Here is a 17,526-nt window from a genome sequence, read left to right as displayed (position 1 = left end):
AGAATCTGTTTCGTTTCCGCGTAGTTTTTATGCGTTAGAACAATGCCTTAGTGCACCTGACGCGGCCCGGCCGCGCCCGGCTATGGACAGGCTGCCCCGCTTTTGACCCAGGCCTCGACGAGGGCCTTTGCTTCCTTCTGTGTGCCGGGAGCGGGCGTGCGCCCGACGCCCGGCGACCACGCCCAGCCGACAAGGCCGTCGTCGCCGATGTGATGCACGATATCGGGGAGCGACATGCCGCCATTGCGCGCGGGATCCTTCATCTGCACGCAGATTTCCCCGAGCGTCTTGCCCTCCCAGACCATCTCGACCGGAGCCATCGCCCAGGGATCGTGGCCGGGCATGCGGGCCGGGTCGAAATTGCCCTTCTGATGGCAGGTCGCGCAGCGCATCGCCGGCAGGCCCATGCCATCGGCGCCACGGAACACCGGCGGCTGATGCGGACGCTGGTTGTCCCCCTGTCGCGGACGGTCACCGGCGGAATGGCAATTCATGCAGCGCGGGCTCATAATCACCTTGCCGATCTCGCCGAAGAGAGCCACGGAGCGCGCGCGCTCATCCGTGATGGTCGCGAAACTCTCCGGCGCTGCGAGCGTGTTCGCGGGCGCGCCACGCACCGAATGGGACGCGACGAAGCCGGCGACGAGGCTCACCGCCACGGTGGCCAGAACATGGGCCGAGAAGCGCGAGATGGAGATCATCGCCGTTCCCCCGTGAGAGGAGGCGCGGTCTCCGCGCCGGCGCCCGCCTCGGCCAGGAGGTAGCGGGCCGGCTCGGCGAGGATCACGTCACGGACCGCCTGGTGATAGCGCACATAGCCGGTGCAGCGGCACAAATGCCCGTCGAGCGCCTCGAGGATCGTTTTTTCGAGCTCAGCGCGCGGAATGGGGGTCGCCGCGAGGCGCTCCAGCAGCACCTGCCCCTCATTGAGAAAACCGGCGGTGCAGTAGCCGCACTGGAAGGAGAAATGCTCTATGAAGGCGGTCTGCAGCGGCGTGAGCGTGCCTCCTGCCGCATGGCCCTCCACCGTGCGGATACGCCTGCCATTGAAGTTAACCGCCGGCACGACGCAGGTCGGATTGGTGTAGCTCGTGCCGTCCGGCTCATCGATGATGACGACGCAGCTCAGGCACTGGGCGGCGCCACAGCCGAACTTGGTGCCCGTCATGCCAAGCACCTCGCGCAGGAAGTCGTTCATCGACAAATCGTCGCGAACCTCGATCGGACCGTGCGCGCGGCCATTGATGGTCAGGGACAGGGCAGTCACGTCAGAGCCCTCTTCAGCATAGCCGGCGTGACGGGCAGCGACTGGAAGCGGTGGCCGGTCGCGTCATGGATGGCATTGAGCAAGGCCGGCACGACGGGGATCATGATGACCTCAGCCATGCCCTTGGGCTGCTCTTTGGGCGAGACCGGAGGCAGCACCTCGATCTCCAGGTTGTGCAGCGGCACATCGGAAGCGCGCGCGACGACATAATCGCCAAGATTCCAGCGTCCGTTACCGGGACCGTCCTCGAAGGGCGGCAGGGTTTCGAGCAGCGTGTAGCCGACGCCCATGGCAAATCCGCCCTGCGCCTGCCCCTGCACCAGCTCGGGCACCAGCACCTCACCGCATTCGAACACGCTGTAGGCATCGGTGACGCGGACGGCCCCGCTCGCCGGGGTAATCTCGATGCGCACCACCGTGCCGCAGGACGACGTGAACGCGGTGCCGATGCGGTTGTAATCCGTCGGCGGGAAGAAAACGAAGCTGCGGTCCAGCACGGTGAAAGCACCATTCGCGCGGCGGACCGCCAGCGCGTCGATATCCGCCGCCCAGTTCATCCCGCCAAGCGGGAATGCCGCCTGGGCCCAGGCCCAGCGCGAGAAGGCATGCGCCATCGCCCCGGTGACATCGCCGCGCTGATGGGCCCTCGCCGCCACATCGGCCTGGGCAAGCGGCGGCAGGCCGGACAGGATAAGCTCATTGCCCTGCCAGAAGGCCTGCTCGAACAGGAACTCACGTGGATCGCCGGCCTTGATGCCCCACAGGTCCAGCGCCGCCGGCCACATCCCGAAGCGAAAGACCACACGCGCGGCCTGCGCCGCCGCCTGCGTGCCGACATGCGCGCCGATGGAGGCGCTTGTGGCGGAGGAAATCTCCGGCACCCAGCGCGGATCCTTCGCCGCCGCGTCCTGTTCGGCCTGGCTCATCGTGTAGGGATCGCCTGATGTGACGAGGCCCAGCTCGTCGAACATGTTGATCCGCGCGACATTCACGGCATCGGCCGTTCGCCCGAGGACCGCGGCGACGCGCCGGGCGATCGCGGTGCCGATGCCATTGCCCATCTCGACGGCGTCGGCATGGATTGTGATGGCGCCATCGGGCGCGACCTCCACCCGGCCGAGCGAGCAGTCGGCGCCGGTGCCGTAGTCCTTCGTGCAGCAGGCCACACCCGTGCCCACCAGCACGCCTTTGCCCGCGGCTTTCCGCGCGACGCGATCCCGCCAGATGGGGTGAGCGGCGAGCTTGTCCAGGATCTCCGGCGTCCGCACCGAGACGGTCCACGGATTGCCCGTCATGGTGCGGCCGCCGGTCTTGAGGAGATTGCGCCGCCGAAGCTCGATCGGGTCGATCTTCAAGGCGCTGGCCGCCTCGTCGATCAAGGTCTCCAGCGCGGTCAGCGTCTGCAACGTGCCATAGCCACGCATCGACCCGGCGGTCACACCGCGCGTGTGTTCCGCGACGGTGGTCACGTCCACCTTGGGGATGTCGTAGATGCCGATGGCGGCGGTCGCGCCGACCACCGCGACACTTGCCGAATAATTGGCGAGGCCGCCGCCATCGAGAACATGATCGGCAGCGAAAGCCAGCATCTTGCCGGTCGCGCGGTCGATGGCGATCTGCGAGCGCATCTTGAAAGCGTGTCGCTTGATACCGCCTTGAAACTGCTGGAAGCGGTCATGGGCAAGGCGGACGGGACGGCCGGGCAGGAACATCGCCGCGAGCGCGACATAAAGGGGAAAGGGCGTGTGGTCGCGCCCGCCGAACCCGCCACCGATCGAGGCGAACCGCGCGTTGATACGGGCGGGCTTGAAGCCGGGTTGCGCTTCACCCAGAAGAAAAGCGACGGAACTCGCGGCCTCGAAGGGCGACTGCACGCCGAGCAGGATGTCCAGCGTCCGCGAACCTGGCTCATACCAGGCTAGGCCGCTTTCCGGCTCGAGAAACATCGGGTCGATCGATTGCGTCTCGAAGCTCCGGTCGAGCACGAACAGGCCAGGCGCCGGCGTCGCGAGAGACTGGCGGACCTCCTCGCCGAAGGCTGCGCCCTTGGCGTAATCGCCGCCCTGGGACACCGGAAGGGGTTTCCAGATCGGCCGGCCGGAACTCTCCGTGAAGCCGGGGCCGACCCAGCCCTCCTGGACGGGGGAATACACGTCGGGCGCGTTCGGGGTCGGGCCGGCGATCCGGGTAAAACGGAGCGCCGTGTAGTTGGGTTGCTTGATCGGCCCGGTCTCGGCGCCGAACCGCAACAGATTGCCATTGCGAAACGCGGTGCGCGCCCTGTCATAGGCATCGAAGCTGGTAAACAGCAGAAGTGCCACGGGCTGGCCGAGATAAAGCGGCGTCTGTCCCGCGGGGCAAAAGAGATCCCCGGCATAGAAAGCCGGCACCCGCACGCCCGCCTTGGCGACATCCTCCGCCGTCACCACCATCGTCGGCCGTGACGCCGCATCGAGCGCGGCAAGATCGATGCCCTGATAGATACGCGTGGCATCGGGGGTGCGGACCAGCAGCGCGTGGGCCGTCTCCGCGGGCCAGCCGGGCATGTCGGCAGCTCGGAAATCGGAGGGATAAAGCTTGGCCCCCGTCACCTTGGCGAAGCCGTCGATCCGCCCCTTGGGTGGGAACGGCGAAGCCTGGCTACCCGCCGCCGCCCCCACGGGAACACTCGGGGCTTGTGCGCCCGCAAAGCGGCTCATGCTCAGCATGATACCGCTCACGGTGCCCCACCTCAAAAACTCGCGCCGCGAGGGATGCATGTCTTCGCGATCCTGGGAGAGTACAAGTAATGTAGGAAAACGGTCAGCATTCCAAGAAACGAAACGCCGGACGTCTATTCTTTGGGAGAACCTAATTTAGCGAAGGAAGACATCTGGACCGCCTGTCAAAGCGTTGACCCGCCTCGGCAAGCCGCCATTGATCTTCGACTTCGCAACCCTCTCGCAGTCGTCGCTGGGATGAGAGCATCCCATCAATGATTTTATTTCGACCATAGTCTATTCGCTGCCCCCCGCATCGAATCCGAACTGTGCTTCTGGTTATACAATTCTATACTGATCGCACAAACGCTGCCCTGGAAGACCTGCAAACCGCCGACACGGGAGTCCTATTTTTGCTTTCCCGTGGCGTCCGACGCGACGAATCCTAACCCTGTCTGGAATAGCTCTAGCAAATCAAAAGTGGTAGTGCCTATTCCCCCATTTGAGGGATTTATATTAAGCCTAACGGGGAATTGGGAAGCACCGCCGCCGCGTGGGAGGCCGTTTCGCTTTCGCGGCTTCAAACGCGCTTGACGCAGGTCCGCGACGCGCCTGATCGTGAAATCGAGCTCTGCAACGGGCCTATCGGTGCCCGCCATCGCCCATCTGGAAGCGCCTCAGCAGTGTCGTGTGAGAGCTGACACCGAAATGGCTGTAAACAGCTTTCTGATATTGGGCGACGGTATACTCAGACAACGCCAGGCTGGCGGCCATTTCCTTGCGCGTGCGGCCATCAAGCAGGAGATTGAGCACCAGCCGAAGCCGTGGCGAGAGCCGTGGAACGGTAACCCCCCGGTCCGTGGGCCATCCCTGTTCATGCAGCCAGGGCAATTCGCTGAGAAGAATATGGGCGATCCTGGCTTCGCGTTCGGAGAACGCAGGATCGTTTCTGCGCCGAAAAATAGAAATGGTGCTGACGGCGCCTTTGTCGATCGGCCGAAGCGAAAACAGGAACGGCCCGATATCCGCGTTACAAAGATAGGCATTCACGCCTGAGGCGGCGAAGGTGTCCTCATCGACGATCTGCTGTCGGGCCCGCGTAATGTGCGACGCCTTCTGACGCAATTCCCCGAGGAGTTTCTCCGACGTCCAGGCCATGTCGGGATGACCGGCCGCCTGGATCAGCCGGGAATAGCGCTCATCGTCGAAGCCACCATGCGCCATGCCGAGATAGATGGGCTGCTCGCCCGGCTGGACGGCGCAGCCAAGGCTCCAGGTCCATGCATCCGCCTTGACGAGGCGGCAGATGCCCTCCACCAGCAGCCGCTTCACGCCGGAGAAATCACGCCGAGAGGCGATGACCTCGCCAAGCAGTCTGACAATGTCACGCACATCCGCCTCGGAGAGCACGGCATCGGGGTCGGGGGAGGACAGCGTGATGTCGGGATTCATACGGCGCCCAATAACGGATCGACGGATACTGTTGTATCCTCAATAAACCACTGAGTGCCAAACAGCTCCAAGCGCGACGTTAGTGACGGCAAGTCACGGCGTCAATCTAGGCGGCCAAACGACGAGTTTTGAGCGGCGGTAACTGCCGCATGTGGTGAATTCAACAGGACAACGCCGTGTTTCTTCCCGCATCGGTTTTGATCGCTGGCAACGCAGCCGCTGCCGCGATGCCAACGCTTCCCGCGGCTCAGGCGACCGCCGGGATTCCGCGCTCGACCATCAGGATGTGGTCAAAGACGAGCACGGTCTCGCCCTTCTGGTTGAGAACCTGGCCGCGTTCGACGACACGACCTACGTTCGGTCGCTTGGGATCCCCGGACTTTTCGGCAATGGTAAGCAGCGTGTGGATGGTGTCGCCGATGAACACCGGCTTGACGAAGCGCATGCGGTCATAGCCATAGGTGAAGGCCGCGGGGTTGATTTCGGAGGCCGTGAGCCCGACGCCGATGGTGAAGACCATCGTTCCATGGGCGATACGCCGGCCGAAAGGCGTGGTCTTCGCGAATTCCTCATCCATATGGTGAGGAAAGAAATCGCCGGAATGGCCGGCGTGCACCACGAAATCTGTCTCCGTAATGGTCCGCCCATGGGTCTTGCGCTCAGCGCCGATCACATAATCATCAAAATACTGAGTTGCCATTTTCCATCCCTATTCTTTATCGATTTCTACTTGATCTCAGCATTTTCCAGAGTGGATAAGATCAAGAAGGTTCGTCGGCTATGGAGCGAGACACGCGATGCCGAACCAACGGACTGCCTCTTCAGGATGAGGGGCGCTCCTTTTGCGAGCGATCCTTTTGCCGCGCCTCGTCCAGCCAGCGTTGGTAGTCGCCAGCACCGATTGCCCTGGAAATCTCCTCCGCCACCGCCCTCACCCGGTCGCGGGCCGTCGCCACATCCTGGCCCAGAGCCGGCACCGCGAGAAAGGGCATGGCGAGAACGGCGGCGACCTCGCCGCGCACGTTGAAGATCGGCCAGCAGATGTCGACGACGGCATCGAGCCATTCGCCCACCACCTCCTCGTAGCCTCTCATCCGGATCTGCTCGAGCCGTGCGGCGAGATCGCCCCGCGCAGGTCTCCGCTCGGCCTTGCCCGTAGTCTCGCTGTTAAGCAGCTCCGCGTAGCCCAATGCCAGCATAACGCGGCCAGAGGCGGTCGAGGCGAACTCGTAGCGCGTGCCCGAGCGCACGAAAAGGCCGGCCTGGCCGGGCGATTCGACGCCTAGGATAACAAGCATCTCCCCCTGGTCCGCGACAGAGAGGTGGCAGGACTGAAGCAATTCACCAGCCAGCGCCCGCATCAATGGCAGCGCCACATCGATGAGGCGCTTGTTCGGCGGATAGCCGTGCGCCAGCTCGAACAGCCGCGACGACAATTGATAGCTGTCGTCCTTCAGCCGGGTGATCCAACCGCGACGGTTGAGCACGGTGAGGATGCGGAAAAGCTCGCTCGCCGACCGCCCGAGACTCTGGGCTATCCCGCTCTGGCTCACAGGCTGGTCCTGCACCGCCAGAAACTCGATGACGTCGAGGCTCTTCTCCAGTGCCGGCACGGTGTAGGTGCGGCCGCTACCGCTGCCGTCGTCCTCCTCCGCGTCTTTTCTCATACTCTTGACAAACTTCATCATGGCATCCTAGGTTTGGCATATAAAAGTTATTTTCACTAGTAAAAATACGCAGCTGATCCCGAAACGGGGCGCCTGCATTACAGGGAGGGCCATATGTCCATCAAGGCATTGTTGTCGGCTGTCGGGATCTCTGTCGCACTTATCGGCGCTGCGGCGGCGCAGGACTACAAGCTCCGCTTCGCGACGTCCGTCGCGAATACGGAGGAAGCGTCCTACAAGGAGATGCAGGCCCTCGCCGCGCGCGTCAAAGAGCGCTCGAAGGGCAAGCTCGAGCTGCAGCTTTTCCCGGCTGAACAGCTCGGCGCGCAGAAGAAGGTCAACGAGATGATCTCTTCCGGCGCCAATATCATGAATATGACGGACTACGGACAGCTCGGCCAGTTCGTCCCCGACGCGGGCGTCCTCGCCGGGCCCTATATCTTCGGTAGCCTGAACGAGGCGGAGAAGCTTTTCGCCTCCCCGGTCTTCAGGGAAGTCTCGGACAAGCTCGAGCAGAAGGGCATGAAGATCATCATGGCGAACGGCCTGTTCGGCGCGCGCCACATGCTCTCCGAGAAGCCCATCCGCAAGCCCGACGATCTCAAGGGCCTGACGGTGCGTGTGCCGCCCTCCCCCATCATGGTCGAGACGTTCAAGGACTTCGGTGCCCGGCCGACGGAAATCCCGTGGGGCGAGGTATATAACGCACTGCAGTCGAATGTGGTCAACGCGGCTGAAGCACCCTTCGGCGCCATCTGGGGCTCCAAGCTCCAGGAGGTGCGCAAGGTCGTGTCAAAGACCAACCACCAGCTCATGTTCACGGCCTGGGTGACAAGCACGAGCTTCTTCAACAAGCTGCCGCCGGAACTGCAAACCATCCTGATCGAGGAAGGCAAGGTTTCGGCCAGGAACCTGACCAAGGCAACGCTGGAGCAGGACGACCAGTTCGCGAAGATGCTGGAGAAGGCCGGCGTCACCCTCGTCACCGACATCGACGTGGCCGCCTTCCAGAAGGCGAGCGCCGGTGTCTACGAGAAGTTGCCGAACCTCACCCCAGGCTTCGTCGCCAAGGCCCGCGCGGCCATGGCAAACTGATCGGGTCGGTTCGGCCAAGGCGAGTGGGCTCAGGTCAAGTCAGCCCTGGGTCAAGCCGGCCCCATTCGTGAAGAACGTGGCGCGATCCTCTTCCGCAGGGGGAGGTGGCGCCGCGCAGCGGCGACGGAGGGGGCATGCCGGCAGCCTCCCCCGCTCGAAAGCGCCCTGCATGCCTGCGGCCGCTTGGAAGGGGTCATATCCAGCCGGCCCTTCCCCCTCCCGTGGATCAACTGCCCGGAGTTCCCTTCATGACTTCTCAATCCGCAGCGGGCGCCCCGGCCGAGGGCTGGCAGCGCGTCCTGATGTGGCCCCTTGAGGAAATCGTCGCCGGCGTCTCGATGGTGATCGTCGTAGGCTCGGTCATCTGGGGCGTCATCACCCGTTACATCTTTCCGCAGCCGGCTGCCTGGAGTTACGAGGTGGCGACCATAGCCTTCGCCTATGTCGTCTTCTTTGGCGCGGCGGCGGGCGTGCGCTATCGGCTCCATTCGGATATCGACGTTCTCGTCGTCATGTTTCCGGAGCGCTGGCAGCATATCGTCGCGCTCTTCAACTTCTGGCTGCTCGCCGCGTTCTTCACGGCACTCACGATCTTCTTCGCGATTCATGCTGTCGATGCGCAGAAGTCGCTGACAATCGCGCTCAACCTGCCGCGCTCGATCATCTATGCGCCGCTCGCCCTCGCCTCCGCGATGATGCTGCTCAGGCACGTCCAGCTGTGGCTCGATCCCCAACGTTTTCCCGGCCATGTCCATGAGGCCAATATATCATGAGCGCGCTTTCGCCCTGGCTTCCCTCCATCCTCATGTTCGTGTTGTTCGCGTTGCGCACGCCCATCACCTGGGCGATGGCGATCCCGGCATTGCTGTTCTTCATCATCAACCGCAACGACGTGCCGCTGTCGACCTTCGCCCAGGAGATGGCGGAAGGAACCCAGTCGATCTCGCTCCTCGCGCTGCCATTCTTCGTATTGGCCGGGGCGATCATGAATGCGGCAGGCATCACGCGGCGCCTGCTCAACGTCGCCGAGATCCTTGTCGGCCACATGACCGGCGCTCTGGCTCAAATGTGCATCGTGCTCGCGACGCTGCTCGGCGGGCTCACCGCCTCCTCGAACGCCGACGCGGCCATCCTGTCGAAGACGATCGGCCTGCAGATGGCCGAGCGCAACTATTCACGCGCCTTTGCCGCGGTGGTAACCTCCAGTTCCTCGATCATCGCCTCGCTGCTGCCGCCCTCGATCGGTCTCATCATCTACGGCTATCTCACCGAGACCTCGATCGGCCGGCTGTTCGCCGCCGGCATCGTGCCCGGCCTCATGATGTGCGCCGGCATGATGATCACCACCTATTTCGTGGCGAAGCGCCGCGGCTACGCGGCCCAGCGCACCAGCCGCGCGACCCTGCCGGAGGTGAAGCAGGCTCTTCTCGACGGGCTCTGGGCCTTGTCGGTGCCCTTCGTCATCCTGTTCGGCACGCGCTACGGCATCTTCACGACGACGGAGTCCGGCGCCGTTGTCGTCGTCTATGTCCTGCTCATCGGCCTTATCGTTTATCGCGCATTCTCCTGGCGGCAACTGCCGTCGATCATCCAGGAGGCGGTGCTCGACACGAGCGCGGTGATGATCATGATCTGCGCGGCCTCGGCGCTGGGCTTCTATCTCGCCTGGGAGCAGGTGCCGCAAAAAATGGCCTCCGGTCTCGCCAGCTATGAGTGGAGCCCGCTCGGCCTGCTGCTCACCATCAACGTGTTGCTCATTATAATCGGCACGGCGATCGAGGGGTCCTCGGCGCTTATCATCCTGACGCCGATGCTGCTGCCGCTCATCCAGAAAGCTGGCGTTGATCCGGTGCAATTCGGAATCGTCATGGTCGCGAACCTGACGATCGCGGGCGTCACGCCGCCGGTCGGCGGCATGATGTACATCGCCTCGCGCGTGCTCCGGGTGCCGATGAAGGACTATGCGATCGAGGTCAGCCCTTACCTCCTCATGATGATGGTGCTGCTCGTCATCCTGAGTGCCTTCCCCGGCCTTTCGCTCTGGCTTCCGAATTTCTTCTACAACTGACGGGATTGATACCGTGACTCAGACCATCCTCCGCGGCATGACGTGGGACCACCCGCGCGGCTATGATCCGCTGGCCCGCGGGGCGGCCAGCTTCGAAGCGCGCCATCCCGGCCTTGAAATCCAATGGGACAAGCGCAGCCTGCGCGAATTCGGCGAAGCACCGCTCGAGGACTATGCGGGCGCTTATGACCTCATCGTCATCGATCATCCTTTCGTCGGCTTCGCCGCGGCCCATCCCTATCTCGTTGATTGGGCGATAGTGCTGAGCGATAGGGAGAAAGCCGACTTCGCCGCCGACAGCGTCGGCCAGTCGTGGCCCTCTTACGACTACAAAGGGGGCATCTGGGCCCTGCCACTCGATGCGGCGACGCAGGTCTCCTCCTGCCGGCCGGATCTTCTCGAGAATCTCGGCGCGGAGATACCCCGGACTTTCGAGGAGGTGATCACCCTGGGCCGCCGGGCGCGCGCCAAAGGCCAGTGGATCACCACCACCGCTTTCCCGACTGATGCCATAAGCACGGTGATTTCGATCGCCGCCAATCTGGGGCATCCCATCGTCGACGACACGGAGACCTTCCTGCCGCCTGTGCTCGGCCGCGAGGTCATCAGCCGCTTCCACCAACTTGTCGATGTCGCGCATCCGAAGGCGCCCGCCATGAACCCGATCCACGCCTATGAGGCGATGGTATCGGGCGATGACATCGTCTATTGCGCCTATGGCTACGGCTACACCAACTACGCCCGGGACAACGGGCGGCCGCGGCTCAAATTTGCCAATGCGCCGGCGCACAGCGATCGCGGACCGGCCGGAACGCAGCTCGGCGGCACCGGCATCGCCGTCAGCGCCCTCTCGAAGAACCGCGACACCGCCATCGCCTACGCCAAGTGGCTCGCCGGCAAGGAGCACCAGAGCGGTGACTACGTGGCCCACGGCGGCCAGCCCGCAAGCCTCGCCGCCTGGACCGACGCAGGCAACGACGCGCTCTGCGGCGGCTTCTTCTCCGACACGCTCGCGACGCTGGAAAGCGCCCATGTGCGGCCCCGCTTCGACGGCTGGATCCCCGTGTTCGAGCATTTCGGCGAGCGGATAACCGCCTGCCTCAAGGGCGAGATCGACGATGCCGCGCTGATCGAGGAGCTCAATACGCAGTTCGCCGCCGCGCAGCGCAAGGCCGGCGTCGGCGGGGGTGGCTGACATGACAAACACCGTCCCGCGCCCGCTCGAGGGTCTCATGGTGCTGGACCTGAGCCAGTTCCTCTCCGGCCCGAGCGCCGCGCTGCGCCTCGCCGACATGGGCGCCACCGTCATCAAGGTGGAGCGCCCGGGCACCGGTGATCTCTGCCGCCAGCTCTATATCTCCAACCTCGAACTCGATGGCGACAGCACGCTGTTCCACACCATCAACCGCAACAAGCGAAGCTACGCGGCCGATCTCAAGAACCCGGCCGATATCGCCAAGTTGTGGAAGCTGATCGAGCGCGCAGACGTCCTCATCCAGAACTTCCGACCGGGCGTGATCGACCGGCTCGGCCTCGGCTACGAAGCGGTCGCCAAGGTCAACCCACGCGTCGTCTACGGCAGCGTGACGGGTTACGGCCGCGATGGTCCCTGGGCGGACCTGCCCGGCCAGGATCTGCTCGCCCAGAGCCGCTCGGGCTTCGTCTGGCTCAATGGCGATGCTGGCGACGGGCCGGTGCCGTCCGGGCTCGCCATCGCCGACATTCTCTGCGGCGCCCATCTCGTGCAGGGCCTGCTCGCCTGCCTCGTGCGGCGCGGCGTCACCGGGCGCGGCGGCCATGTGGAGGTAAGCCTGCTGGAATCCATGCTCGACTTCCAGTTCGAGGTGCTGAGTACGTATCTCAATGACGGCGGCAAGCAGCCCGAGCGGAGCGCCGTCAACAACGCGCATGCCTATCTCGGCGCGCCCTACGGCCTCTACGAGACACGCGACGGCCATATCGCCATCGCCATGGGCTCGGTGGTCCGGCTCGGCGAACTCCTCGGCTGCGAGCCCCTGAAAGCCTTCGCCGACCCCAAGTCCTGGTTCGACAGCCGCGACACGATCAAGGCGCTCCTGGCCGATCATCTCAAGACGCAAACGACGCAGCATTGGCTGGACCGGCTGGTGCCAGCCGACTATTGGTGCGCGCCGGTAATGACCTGGGGTGAGCTTCTGGAAACGGAGGCCTTCAAGCGGCTCGATTTCCTCCAGGAGGTCGCGCGCACGAGCGGCGCCAGGCTCACCACCACGCGATGCCCTATCACCGTTGACGGTGACCGGCTGCGATCGGGGCGCGGAGCGCCGAAGATTGGTGAGCATACCCATGAGATCGAGCGCGAATATGGCCTGGGCGTCGAGGAAGAGGTCGGCTGATGAGCAAGAACCCCAATCCCGATCCCGCTACCCACGCCGACATTCCCGTCTGGAACATGGAGACTTGGCTCTGGGAGGATCTCGCCGTCGGTGAGCGCAAACGCTCTATCCGCCGGACGATCTCGGAGGGCGAGGCGATGCTGTTCAACAGCCTCGTGCTCGACATGCACCCTTACGTCGGCGACGAGATTTTCGCCAGGACCGAAGGCGCCTTCGGCCGGCGGCTGGTCTCCGGCGCGCAGGTGTTTTCCTACGGGCTCGGGCTCTTCGCCCACAACAACACCCAGAGCTTCAGCTATGGCTATGACAAGCTCAGGTTCGTGAAGCCGGTGTTCATCGGCGACACCATCTACGGCATTCGCACGTGGTTGCGGAAGGAGCCGAAATATCCCGACATGGGCCTCGTCGTTTGCTCCTACGAGATCTTCAAGAACGAGGGTGAGCTCGTGCTGTATGCCGAGCACCTGCAGACGGTGAAATACCGGGACGCGGCCAAGGCCCGCGCCACTTGAGCGCGACATCGCTCGGGCTGTCGGCCCGAACGCAGCAGCGTTGAGACAGATCGGGAGAGCGCCTAGCGTCCACTTCAATCGGGATGGCCGGGACAAGCCCGGCCATGACAAGGACGTCTCGGCGATCCGATGAGAGCGGGGAGTGCTCTAAGCGCGGCGGCCGGTGAAGACGTTCAGACCGACAAGCCGATCGATGATCAGAACGATGATGGCCGAGCCAATGACCGACCAGGTGGAGACCGCCGCGATGATAGGCCTGTATTGGAATAGAAGATATTCGTAGATCTTGATCGGCAGGGGTTGCAGCTCGCGTGGCGTCAAAAAGACAGAAATCGAGAAGTCGTTCCACGACGTGATGAAGGCGAAGAGAAATCCGGCGATCACACCAGGCTTTATCAGTGGCAGTGTAACCGAGACGAAGGTGCGCCAGGGCGACGCGCCGACACTGCTCGCCGCGTCTTCCAGCGCGGGATCAAGATGCTCGGTCACCGCCGTGATGGTCCGCACCGGATAGGGCATGGTGATGATGACGTGGCCTATCATCAGGATGAACAGGTTGGTTACACCGAACGCGTACATCATTACCGAATAGAGCGCCAAGGCGAAGATGACCGAGGGGACGAGTAGCGGCCCCATGAATGACAGGGTCAGTATCCGCGCGACGGCGGGCGGTGCTTTCCTCAACTGGAGTGCGACCGGCAGCGCGAAAAGCGTCGAAACCGTCGCCGCCACGGCTGCGACGACGAAGCTGATCAGCGCGCCGTTGACAAAGCTGCCCTCCGTCAGCGCCGCGATCATCCAGTGAAGGGTCAATTGCCGGGGCGGAAAGAACATCGCCTCCGCGTTCAAGGCGGCCCCGGCGACCACGATGAGGGGGGCAACCACGAAAATGAACGCGCAAGATGCGGCGATTCCCAACCCCGTGGGCAATGGCCAGCGCACCTTCCCGCTCGACATCGTTGTGGTGGCGGTCATGCTGCTTTCCTCGCCGTCCGGAAGGTTCTATTGATGGCGAACAGATAGATGGCCGTGATCACGATACTAAGGATAGTCAGGCTTATCCCGACGGCCGCGGCAAACGGGAAGTTGCCCTGCACGGTCGCCTGCTCATAGGCCATCATGCCCATCATCCTGACCCGGCCGCCGCCCATCAGGGCCGGAATGGCGAATGCCGCGGCATTCAGCGTGAAGGCAATCAGCGTGCCGGCGACCACTCCTGGCAAGGACAGGGGAAATGTCACGGCCCAGAACGTCCTGTACTTGTTGGCGCCGACACTCGCGGCCGCCTCCTTCAGAGCCGGATCGATGGCCGCGATGACACCGATGAGGGGCAGAACGACATAGGGTACGGCAATCTGTACCAGGCCGATAAGGACGCCGAGCTCGGTGTACATGATGCGGACTCTGGGCATGCCGAGAAAAGTGAGCGCGCTATCGACAAGGCCGCCGCTCATCAGGAGAACATTCAGACCAAAGATCCGGATGACGATGTTCACGGAGAGCGAGACGACCACCATGCTCGTCAGAAAGCCGCGCCGATCAGGTGGAAGTTCAGCGATGTAATAGGCGAGCACATAGCCAATGATCAAGGCGAGCGCTGTGGAAACCACCGAAAGCTTGACGGTCGTCCAGAGCGCAGTCTCCAGATAGAATGGATCTGTCCAGAAACGCGCGTAGTGCTCGAGCGTGCCGGTGAACACGGGCGGACTGCCGACCTCGTGTGTGGACATGCTCGTCGCGACGAGCCACGCCATGGGCACGAAAAAGAAAAGGACGACGAAGAGGAACGGCACAAACAGCGGCGCGCGGGTAGCCCAAGCTGCACACCGCTCCCGGAGCCCGCCACGGTCGTCAGTCTGTGGCGATGACAGCGTTAGTGACATTGAGCCTCACCTTGTCTCCAGGTTTCAGGACGTCAGCATTCGATCGCTCCTGCAGGAAGACCGGCGCTGCGGGATCATGATCGAGGGAGATCCCATAACGGACCGCCGATCCCTCGTAGATCACGTCTCCGACCGTGCCTTCGAGCTGATTTTCACGCGGTTGGTCACTTTGCCTTTCAAGCACGAACCACTCCGGCCGAACGACGACGGTGACCCTATCCCCCGCGAATTTCGCCGAAGGGGTGTATGCGCCGACGACTGCGCCATTGCCGAGCTTGACCTGCGCCTTGTCCTCCTGGGCGTCGCTCACCAACTCGCCTGTCAGGAAGTTGGCGCTGCCGAGGAAGCCCGCGACGAAACGGTTCGCGGGACGCTCATAAACCGTTCGCGGATCGGCGACCTGCTGAATCCGTCCCGACTGCATGACGACGACCTGGTCAGACATCGACAACGCCTCTTCCTGGTCGTGCGTGACGAACAGCATCGTCACGCCGAGGGAACGCTGGAGACGCTTCAGCTCGATACGCAATTCCTCCCGCAACCGGCGATCGAGATTGGAGAGGGGCTCGTCGAGAATGATCACCTCGGGGTCGATCGCCAGCGCGCGCGCCATGGCGACACGCTGTTGCTGGCCACCGCTGAGCTCCCGTGGATAGCGATCCTTCAAGCCGGTCAGTTGCACCATGCCTAACGCGCGGTCGACACGGCGGGCGATCTCCTCGCGTGGCAGCTTGCGAATGCGCAGGCCGAAGCCGAGGATCTCCGCCACAGTCATGTGCGGCCAGAGAGCGTAGTTCTGAAAAACAACGCCGATATTGCGCTTGTAGGGAGGAAGATGGGTCACCTCCCTCCCCCGGATCGAGATGCGGCCGCTATCGGGGGTCATGAACCCCCCGATAGCACGCAGCGTCGTTGTCTTGCCACAGCCGCTCGGGCCGAGAACGGTGATGAACTCACCCCTCTTGACCTGGAGCGAGACGTCGTCAAGGACGCTGAACGCGCCATAACGCTTGCGGCAATGCGACAGCTCAATATCAAATTGCTCGGCCATCAGCGTTGAACTTCCCGTTCCCAGCGCTGCTGCCACTTATCATAGACCGAGACGATATACTTCCAATCGGCGCTTTGAAGATCCTTCACGTTGTCGGGCGTGATCATGATCTTGGCCTGGATCTCAGGCGGCAGCTTGGCTTCGCGGTTTGTCGGGAAATATCCAAGGCGCGATGCCATGTTGAGGCCAGAGGCCGGACTGAGCAGGTGGTTCACGAGTTTCTGAGCCAGTTCGCCATTCGGCCGTCCCGCGACGACGCTGAGCGTCGAGGACAGAGGGAAAAAGCCCTCCTTCGGAATGACACCTTCGATCTTGAGGCCTTCCGTATTGCGCGCCCAGGCAATGCGACCGTCGGTCCACACGCTCATCGAAATCTGGTTATTGCGATAAAGTTCAAGATGGTTGGCATGGGCATCGACCCAGACGTCGATGTTCTTGGCGATCTTCGCCAGTTCGGCGAAGCCGGCATCCGGATTGCGCTCGCTGCCGCCGGCGCGCTTCGCGAAGAGGGTAATCAGGTCGATGTTTTCCGGGCGGAACCCCCGGAGAGCAACCCGGCCCTTGTATTCGGGCTTTGCCAGATCGTACCAGGATTCCGGGGCCTTAACTTCAGCGGGATTATAAGCAATCACGTAGGCGCCGAAGTTCGCCGCGACCACTGCGTCAGAGTAGATGGCGTTCGGATAAAGGGTCTTCAGATTGGGAACGAGATTGGGATCGAGCGGCGAGAAGGCCTTTTCCGCTTCCATACGCAGGGCGAATACCGGGTCGGAAACAATAACGTCGACTTCCTTGTTGCGGACGCGCGCAATATTGTTCGCGCCCGAGCCGGCAACAATGGTGACCTTGACTCCGTTTTCCTGCTCGAAGGATTTGACGCTTGCGGCCATCGCCTCGTCATAGGCGCCGCCAAAGCCGCTAAGGATAAGCTCCTTTTGTTGTGCCATCGCGGCCGTACTCAGCGCGCAAGCGGCAACCATCATCACACTTTTGACGACGGTTTTTCCAAAGCTCCATTTCATGGATACGCTCCCCTTATATTTAAGTTCGGATCTGTATTGCGATATTTTTCTAGAAACTAAGCGTCTCGCATCTGGCTCTCGCCAAGGAAGCGAGCATCCTGTTCATCTGCGATTACATGAGCGGCCCCGCCTGCTTCTGGGGCAGCAGTCGGCTATTGCCTGGTTACGGCCGGAAGCTTTGGAAAGAATATTGAAGCCGCAGGCCCGATCCCGTTCGCGCCCGGCCCTCCAAAGCCATTGCCGGCCAAGGGATGATCACCGTGGAAGCGTCTCATAGGCTGGTAAGCCGGCAGGCGCTTTCGCAACAGGCGCTGAACCATTTGGAGCGCCGCCGATAGATCCGAATTCGAACCAGAAAGCCATTGCGCCGTTCTCCTCTACCCGCATTATTTGCGTTTGGTCTATACATATTATCAGAAAGGCATGGCCAATCAA

At 62.8% G+C, this 17,526-nt stretch carries 16 protein-coding genes; 6 read left to right on the top strand and 10 right to left on the bottom strand.

What is annotated here, in order from left to right:
- Positions 1-80 precede the first annotated feature (80 nt).
- The 6 genes from KIO74_RS04585 to KIO74_RS04560 form a co-directional block, all read right to left on the bottom strand.
- On the bottom strand, positions 81-701 hold the full coding sequence (locus KIO74_RS04585; RefSeq protein WP_213330907.1) for an Isoquinoline 1-oxidoreductase subunit: 621 nt from the start codon (positions 699-701) through the stop codon (positions 81-83).
- Positions 698-1,267: a (2Fe-2S)-binding protein gene (locus tag KIO74_RS04580; RefSeq protein ID WP_213330906.1), complete on the bottom strand. Its 570-nt coding sequence runs from the start codon at positions 1,265-1,267 to the stop codon at positions 698-700. Before KIO74_RS04580 ends, KIO74_RS04585 begins: the two co-directional genes overlap by 4 nt.
- Positions 1,264-4,026, bottom strand: coding sequence for a xanthine dehydrogenase family protein molybdopterin-binding subunit (locus KIO74_RS04575; protein WP_213330905.1), 2,763 nt, complete (start codon positions 4,024-4,026; stop codon positions 1,264-1,266). Before KIO74_RS04575 ends, KIO74_RS04580 begins: the two co-directional genes overlap by 4 nt.
- Positions 4,027-4,608: 582 nt before the next feature.
- Positions 4,609-5,418, bottom strand: coding sequence for a LuxR C-terminal-related transcriptional regulator (locus KIO74_RS04570; protein WP_213324793.1), 810 nt, complete (start codon positions 5,416-5,418; stop codon positions 4,609-4,611).
- 247 nt (positions 5,419-5,665) lie between these two features.
- Positions 5,666-6,118, bottom strand: a complete 453-nt coding sequence (locus KIO74_RS04565; protein WP_213330904.1) for a MaoC family dehydratase — start codon at positions 6,116-6,118, stop codon at positions 5,666-5,668.
- A 121-nt stretch (positions 6,119-6,239) separates the two neighbouring features.
- On the bottom strand, positions 6,240-7,103 hold the full coding sequence (locus KIO74_RS04560; protein ID WP_213330903.1) for an IclR family transcriptional regulator: 864 nt from the start codon (positions 7,101-7,103) through the stop codon (positions 6,240-6,242).
- A 96-nt stretch (positions 7,104-7,199) separates the two neighbouring features.
- Between KIO74_RS04560 and KIO74_RS04555 the strand changes: the two genes are divergently transcribed.
- From KIO74_RS04555 to KIO74_RS04530, 6 genes are all read left to right on the top strand, one after another.
- Positions 7,200-8,180, top strand: coding sequence for a C4-dicarboxylate TRAP transporter substrate-binding protein (locus tag KIO74_RS04555; RefSeq protein WP_249730858.1), 981 nt, complete (start codon positions 7,200-7,202; stop codon positions 8,178-8,180).
- A gap of 248 nt (positions 8,181-8,428) precedes the next feature.
- Entirely contained in the window at positions 8,429-8,953 is a 525-nt protein-coding gene (locus KIO74_RS04550) for a TRAP transporter small permease (protein WP_213330902.1), read from the top strand.
- Positions 8,950-10,248, top strand: coding sequence for a TRAP transporter large permease (locus tag KIO74_RS04545; RefSeq protein WP_213330901.1), 1,299 nt, complete (start codon positions 8,950-8,952; stop codon positions 10,246-10,248). The genes KIO74_RS04550 and KIO74_RS04545 overlap by 4 nt, the downstream gene beginning before the upstream one ends.
- A 13-nt stretch (positions 10,249-10,261) precedes the next feature.
- On the top strand, positions 10,262-11,443 hold the full coding sequence (locus KIO74_RS04540; RefSeq protein ID WP_213330900.1) for an ABC transporter substrate-binding protein: 1,182 nt from the start codon (positions 10,262-10,264) through the stop codon (positions 11,441-11,443).
- A gap of 1 nt (position 11,444) precedes the next feature.
- A complete protein-coding gene (locus KIO74_RS04535) occupies positions 11,445-12,623 on the top strand; it encodes a CaiB/BaiF CoA transferase family protein (protein WP_213330899.1) in 1,179 nt (392 codons plus the stop codon).
- A complete protein-coding gene (locus KIO74_RS04530; RefSeq protein WP_213330898.1) occupies positions 12,623-13,135 on the top strand; it encodes a MaoC family dehydratase in 513 nt (170 codons plus the stop codon). Before KIO74_RS04535 ends, KIO74_RS04530 begins: the two co-directional genes overlap by 1 nt.
- Positions 13,136-13,282: 147 nt before the next feature.
- Here KIO74_RS04530 and KIO74_RS04525 read toward each other — a convergent pair whose 3' ends face one another.
- From KIO74_RS04525 to KIO74_RS04510, 4 genes are read right to left on the bottom strand one after another with little or no spacing between them, the layout of a single operon-like run.
- A complete protein-coding gene (locus KIO74_RS04525) occupies positions 13,283-14,110 on the bottom strand; it encodes an ABC transporter permease (RefSeq protein ID WP_213330897.1) in 828 nt (275 codons plus the stop codon).
- Positions 14,107-15,018 (bottom strand): ABC transporter permease, encoded by a 912-nt coding sequence (locus KIO74_RS04520; RefSeq protein WP_213330896.1) that lies wholly within the window; start codon positions 15,016-15,018, stop codon positions 14,107-14,109. Before KIO74_RS04520 ends, KIO74_RS04525 begins: the two co-directional genes overlap by 4 nt.
- A complete protein-coding gene (locus KIO74_RS04515; RefSeq protein ID WP_213330895.1) occupies positions 14,987-16,069 on the bottom strand; it encodes an ABC transporter ATP-binding protein in 1,083 nt (360 codons plus the stop codon). Before KIO74_RS04515 ends, KIO74_RS04520 begins: the two co-directional genes overlap by 32 nt.
- On the bottom strand, positions 16,069-17,091 hold the full coding sequence (locus KIO74_RS04510; RefSeq protein ID WP_213330894.1) for an ABC transporter substrate-binding protein: 1,023 nt from the start codon (positions 17,089-17,091) through the stop codon (positions 16,069-16,071). The genes KIO74_RS04515 and KIO74_RS04510 overlap by 1 nt, the downstream gene beginning before the upstream one ends.
- Positions 17,092-17,526: the final 435 nt, after the last annotated feature.

Source organism: Chelatococcus sp. HY11, from assembly GCF_018398335.1.
In the GTDB taxonomy this organism is placed as follows: Bacteria; Pseudomonadota; Alphaproteobacteria; order Rhizobiales; family Beijerinckiaceae; genus Chelatococcus.
The sequence above is the reverse complement of the archived record's forward strand: the minus strand, read 5'-3'. Positions and strand labels throughout refer to the sequence as shown.

Excerpts from the sequence above, each read along its gene's own strand:
- KIO74_RS04585 (WP_213330907.1), bottom strand. The coding sequence starts at position 701 with ATGATCTCCATCTCGCGCTTCTCGGCCCATGTTCTGGCCACCGTGGCG.
- KIO74_RS04560 (WP_213330903.1), bottom strand. The coding sequence starts at position 7,103 with ATGAAGTTTGTCAAGAGTATGAGAAAAGACGCGGAGGAGGACGACGGC.
- KIO74_RS04530 (WP_213330898.1), top strand. The coding sequence starts at position 12,623 with ATGAGCAAGAACCCCAATCCCGATCCCGCTACCCACGCCGACATTCCC.
- KIO74_RS04515 (WP_213330895.1), bottom strand. The coding sequence starts at position 16,069 with ATGGCCGAGCAATTTGATATTGAGCTGTCGCATTGCCGCAAGCGTTAT.
- KIO74_RS04550 (WP_213330902.1), top strand. The coding sequence starts at position 8,429 with ATGACTTCTCAATCCGCAGCGGGCGCCCCGGCCGAGGGCTGGCAGCGC.
- KIO74_RS04525 (WP_213330897.1), bottom strand. The coding sequence starts at position 14,110 with ATGACCGCCACCACAACGATGTCGAGCGGGAAGGTGCGCTGGCCATTG.
- KIO74_RS04575 (WP_213330905.1), bottom strand. The coding sequence starts at position 4,026 with ATGCATCCCTCGCGGCGCGAGTTTTTGAGGTGGGGCACCGTGAGCGGT.
- KIO74_RS04510 (WP_213330894.1), bottom strand. The coding sequence starts at position 17,091 with ATGAAATGGAGCTTTGGAAAAACCGTCGTCAAAAGTGTGATGATGGTT.
- KIO74_RS04545 (WP_213330901.1), top strand. The coding sequence starts at position 8,950 with ATGAGCGCGCTTTCGCCCTGGCTTCCCTCCATCCTCATGTTCGTGTTG.
- KIO74_RS04570 (WP_213324793.1), bottom strand. The coding sequence starts at position 5,418 with ATGAATCCCGACATCACGCTGTCCTCCCCCGACCCCGATGCCGTGCTC.
- KIO74_RS04565 (WP_213330904.1), bottom strand. The coding sequence starts at position 6,118 with ATGGCAACTCAGTATTTTGATGATTATGTGATCGGCGCTGAGCGCAAG.
- KIO74_RS04520 (WP_213330896.1), bottom strand. The coding sequence starts at position 15,018 with ATGTCACTAACGCTGTCATCGCCACAGACTGACGACCGTGGCGGGCTC.
- KIO74_RS04555 (WP_249730858.1), top strand. The coding sequence starts at position 7,200 with ATGTCCATCAAGGCATTGTTGTCGGCTGTCGGGATCTCTGTCGCACTT.
- KIO74_RS04535 (WP_213330899.1), top strand. The coding sequence starts at position 11,445 with ATGACAAACACCGTCCCGCGCCCGCTCGAGGGTCTCATGGTGCTGGAC.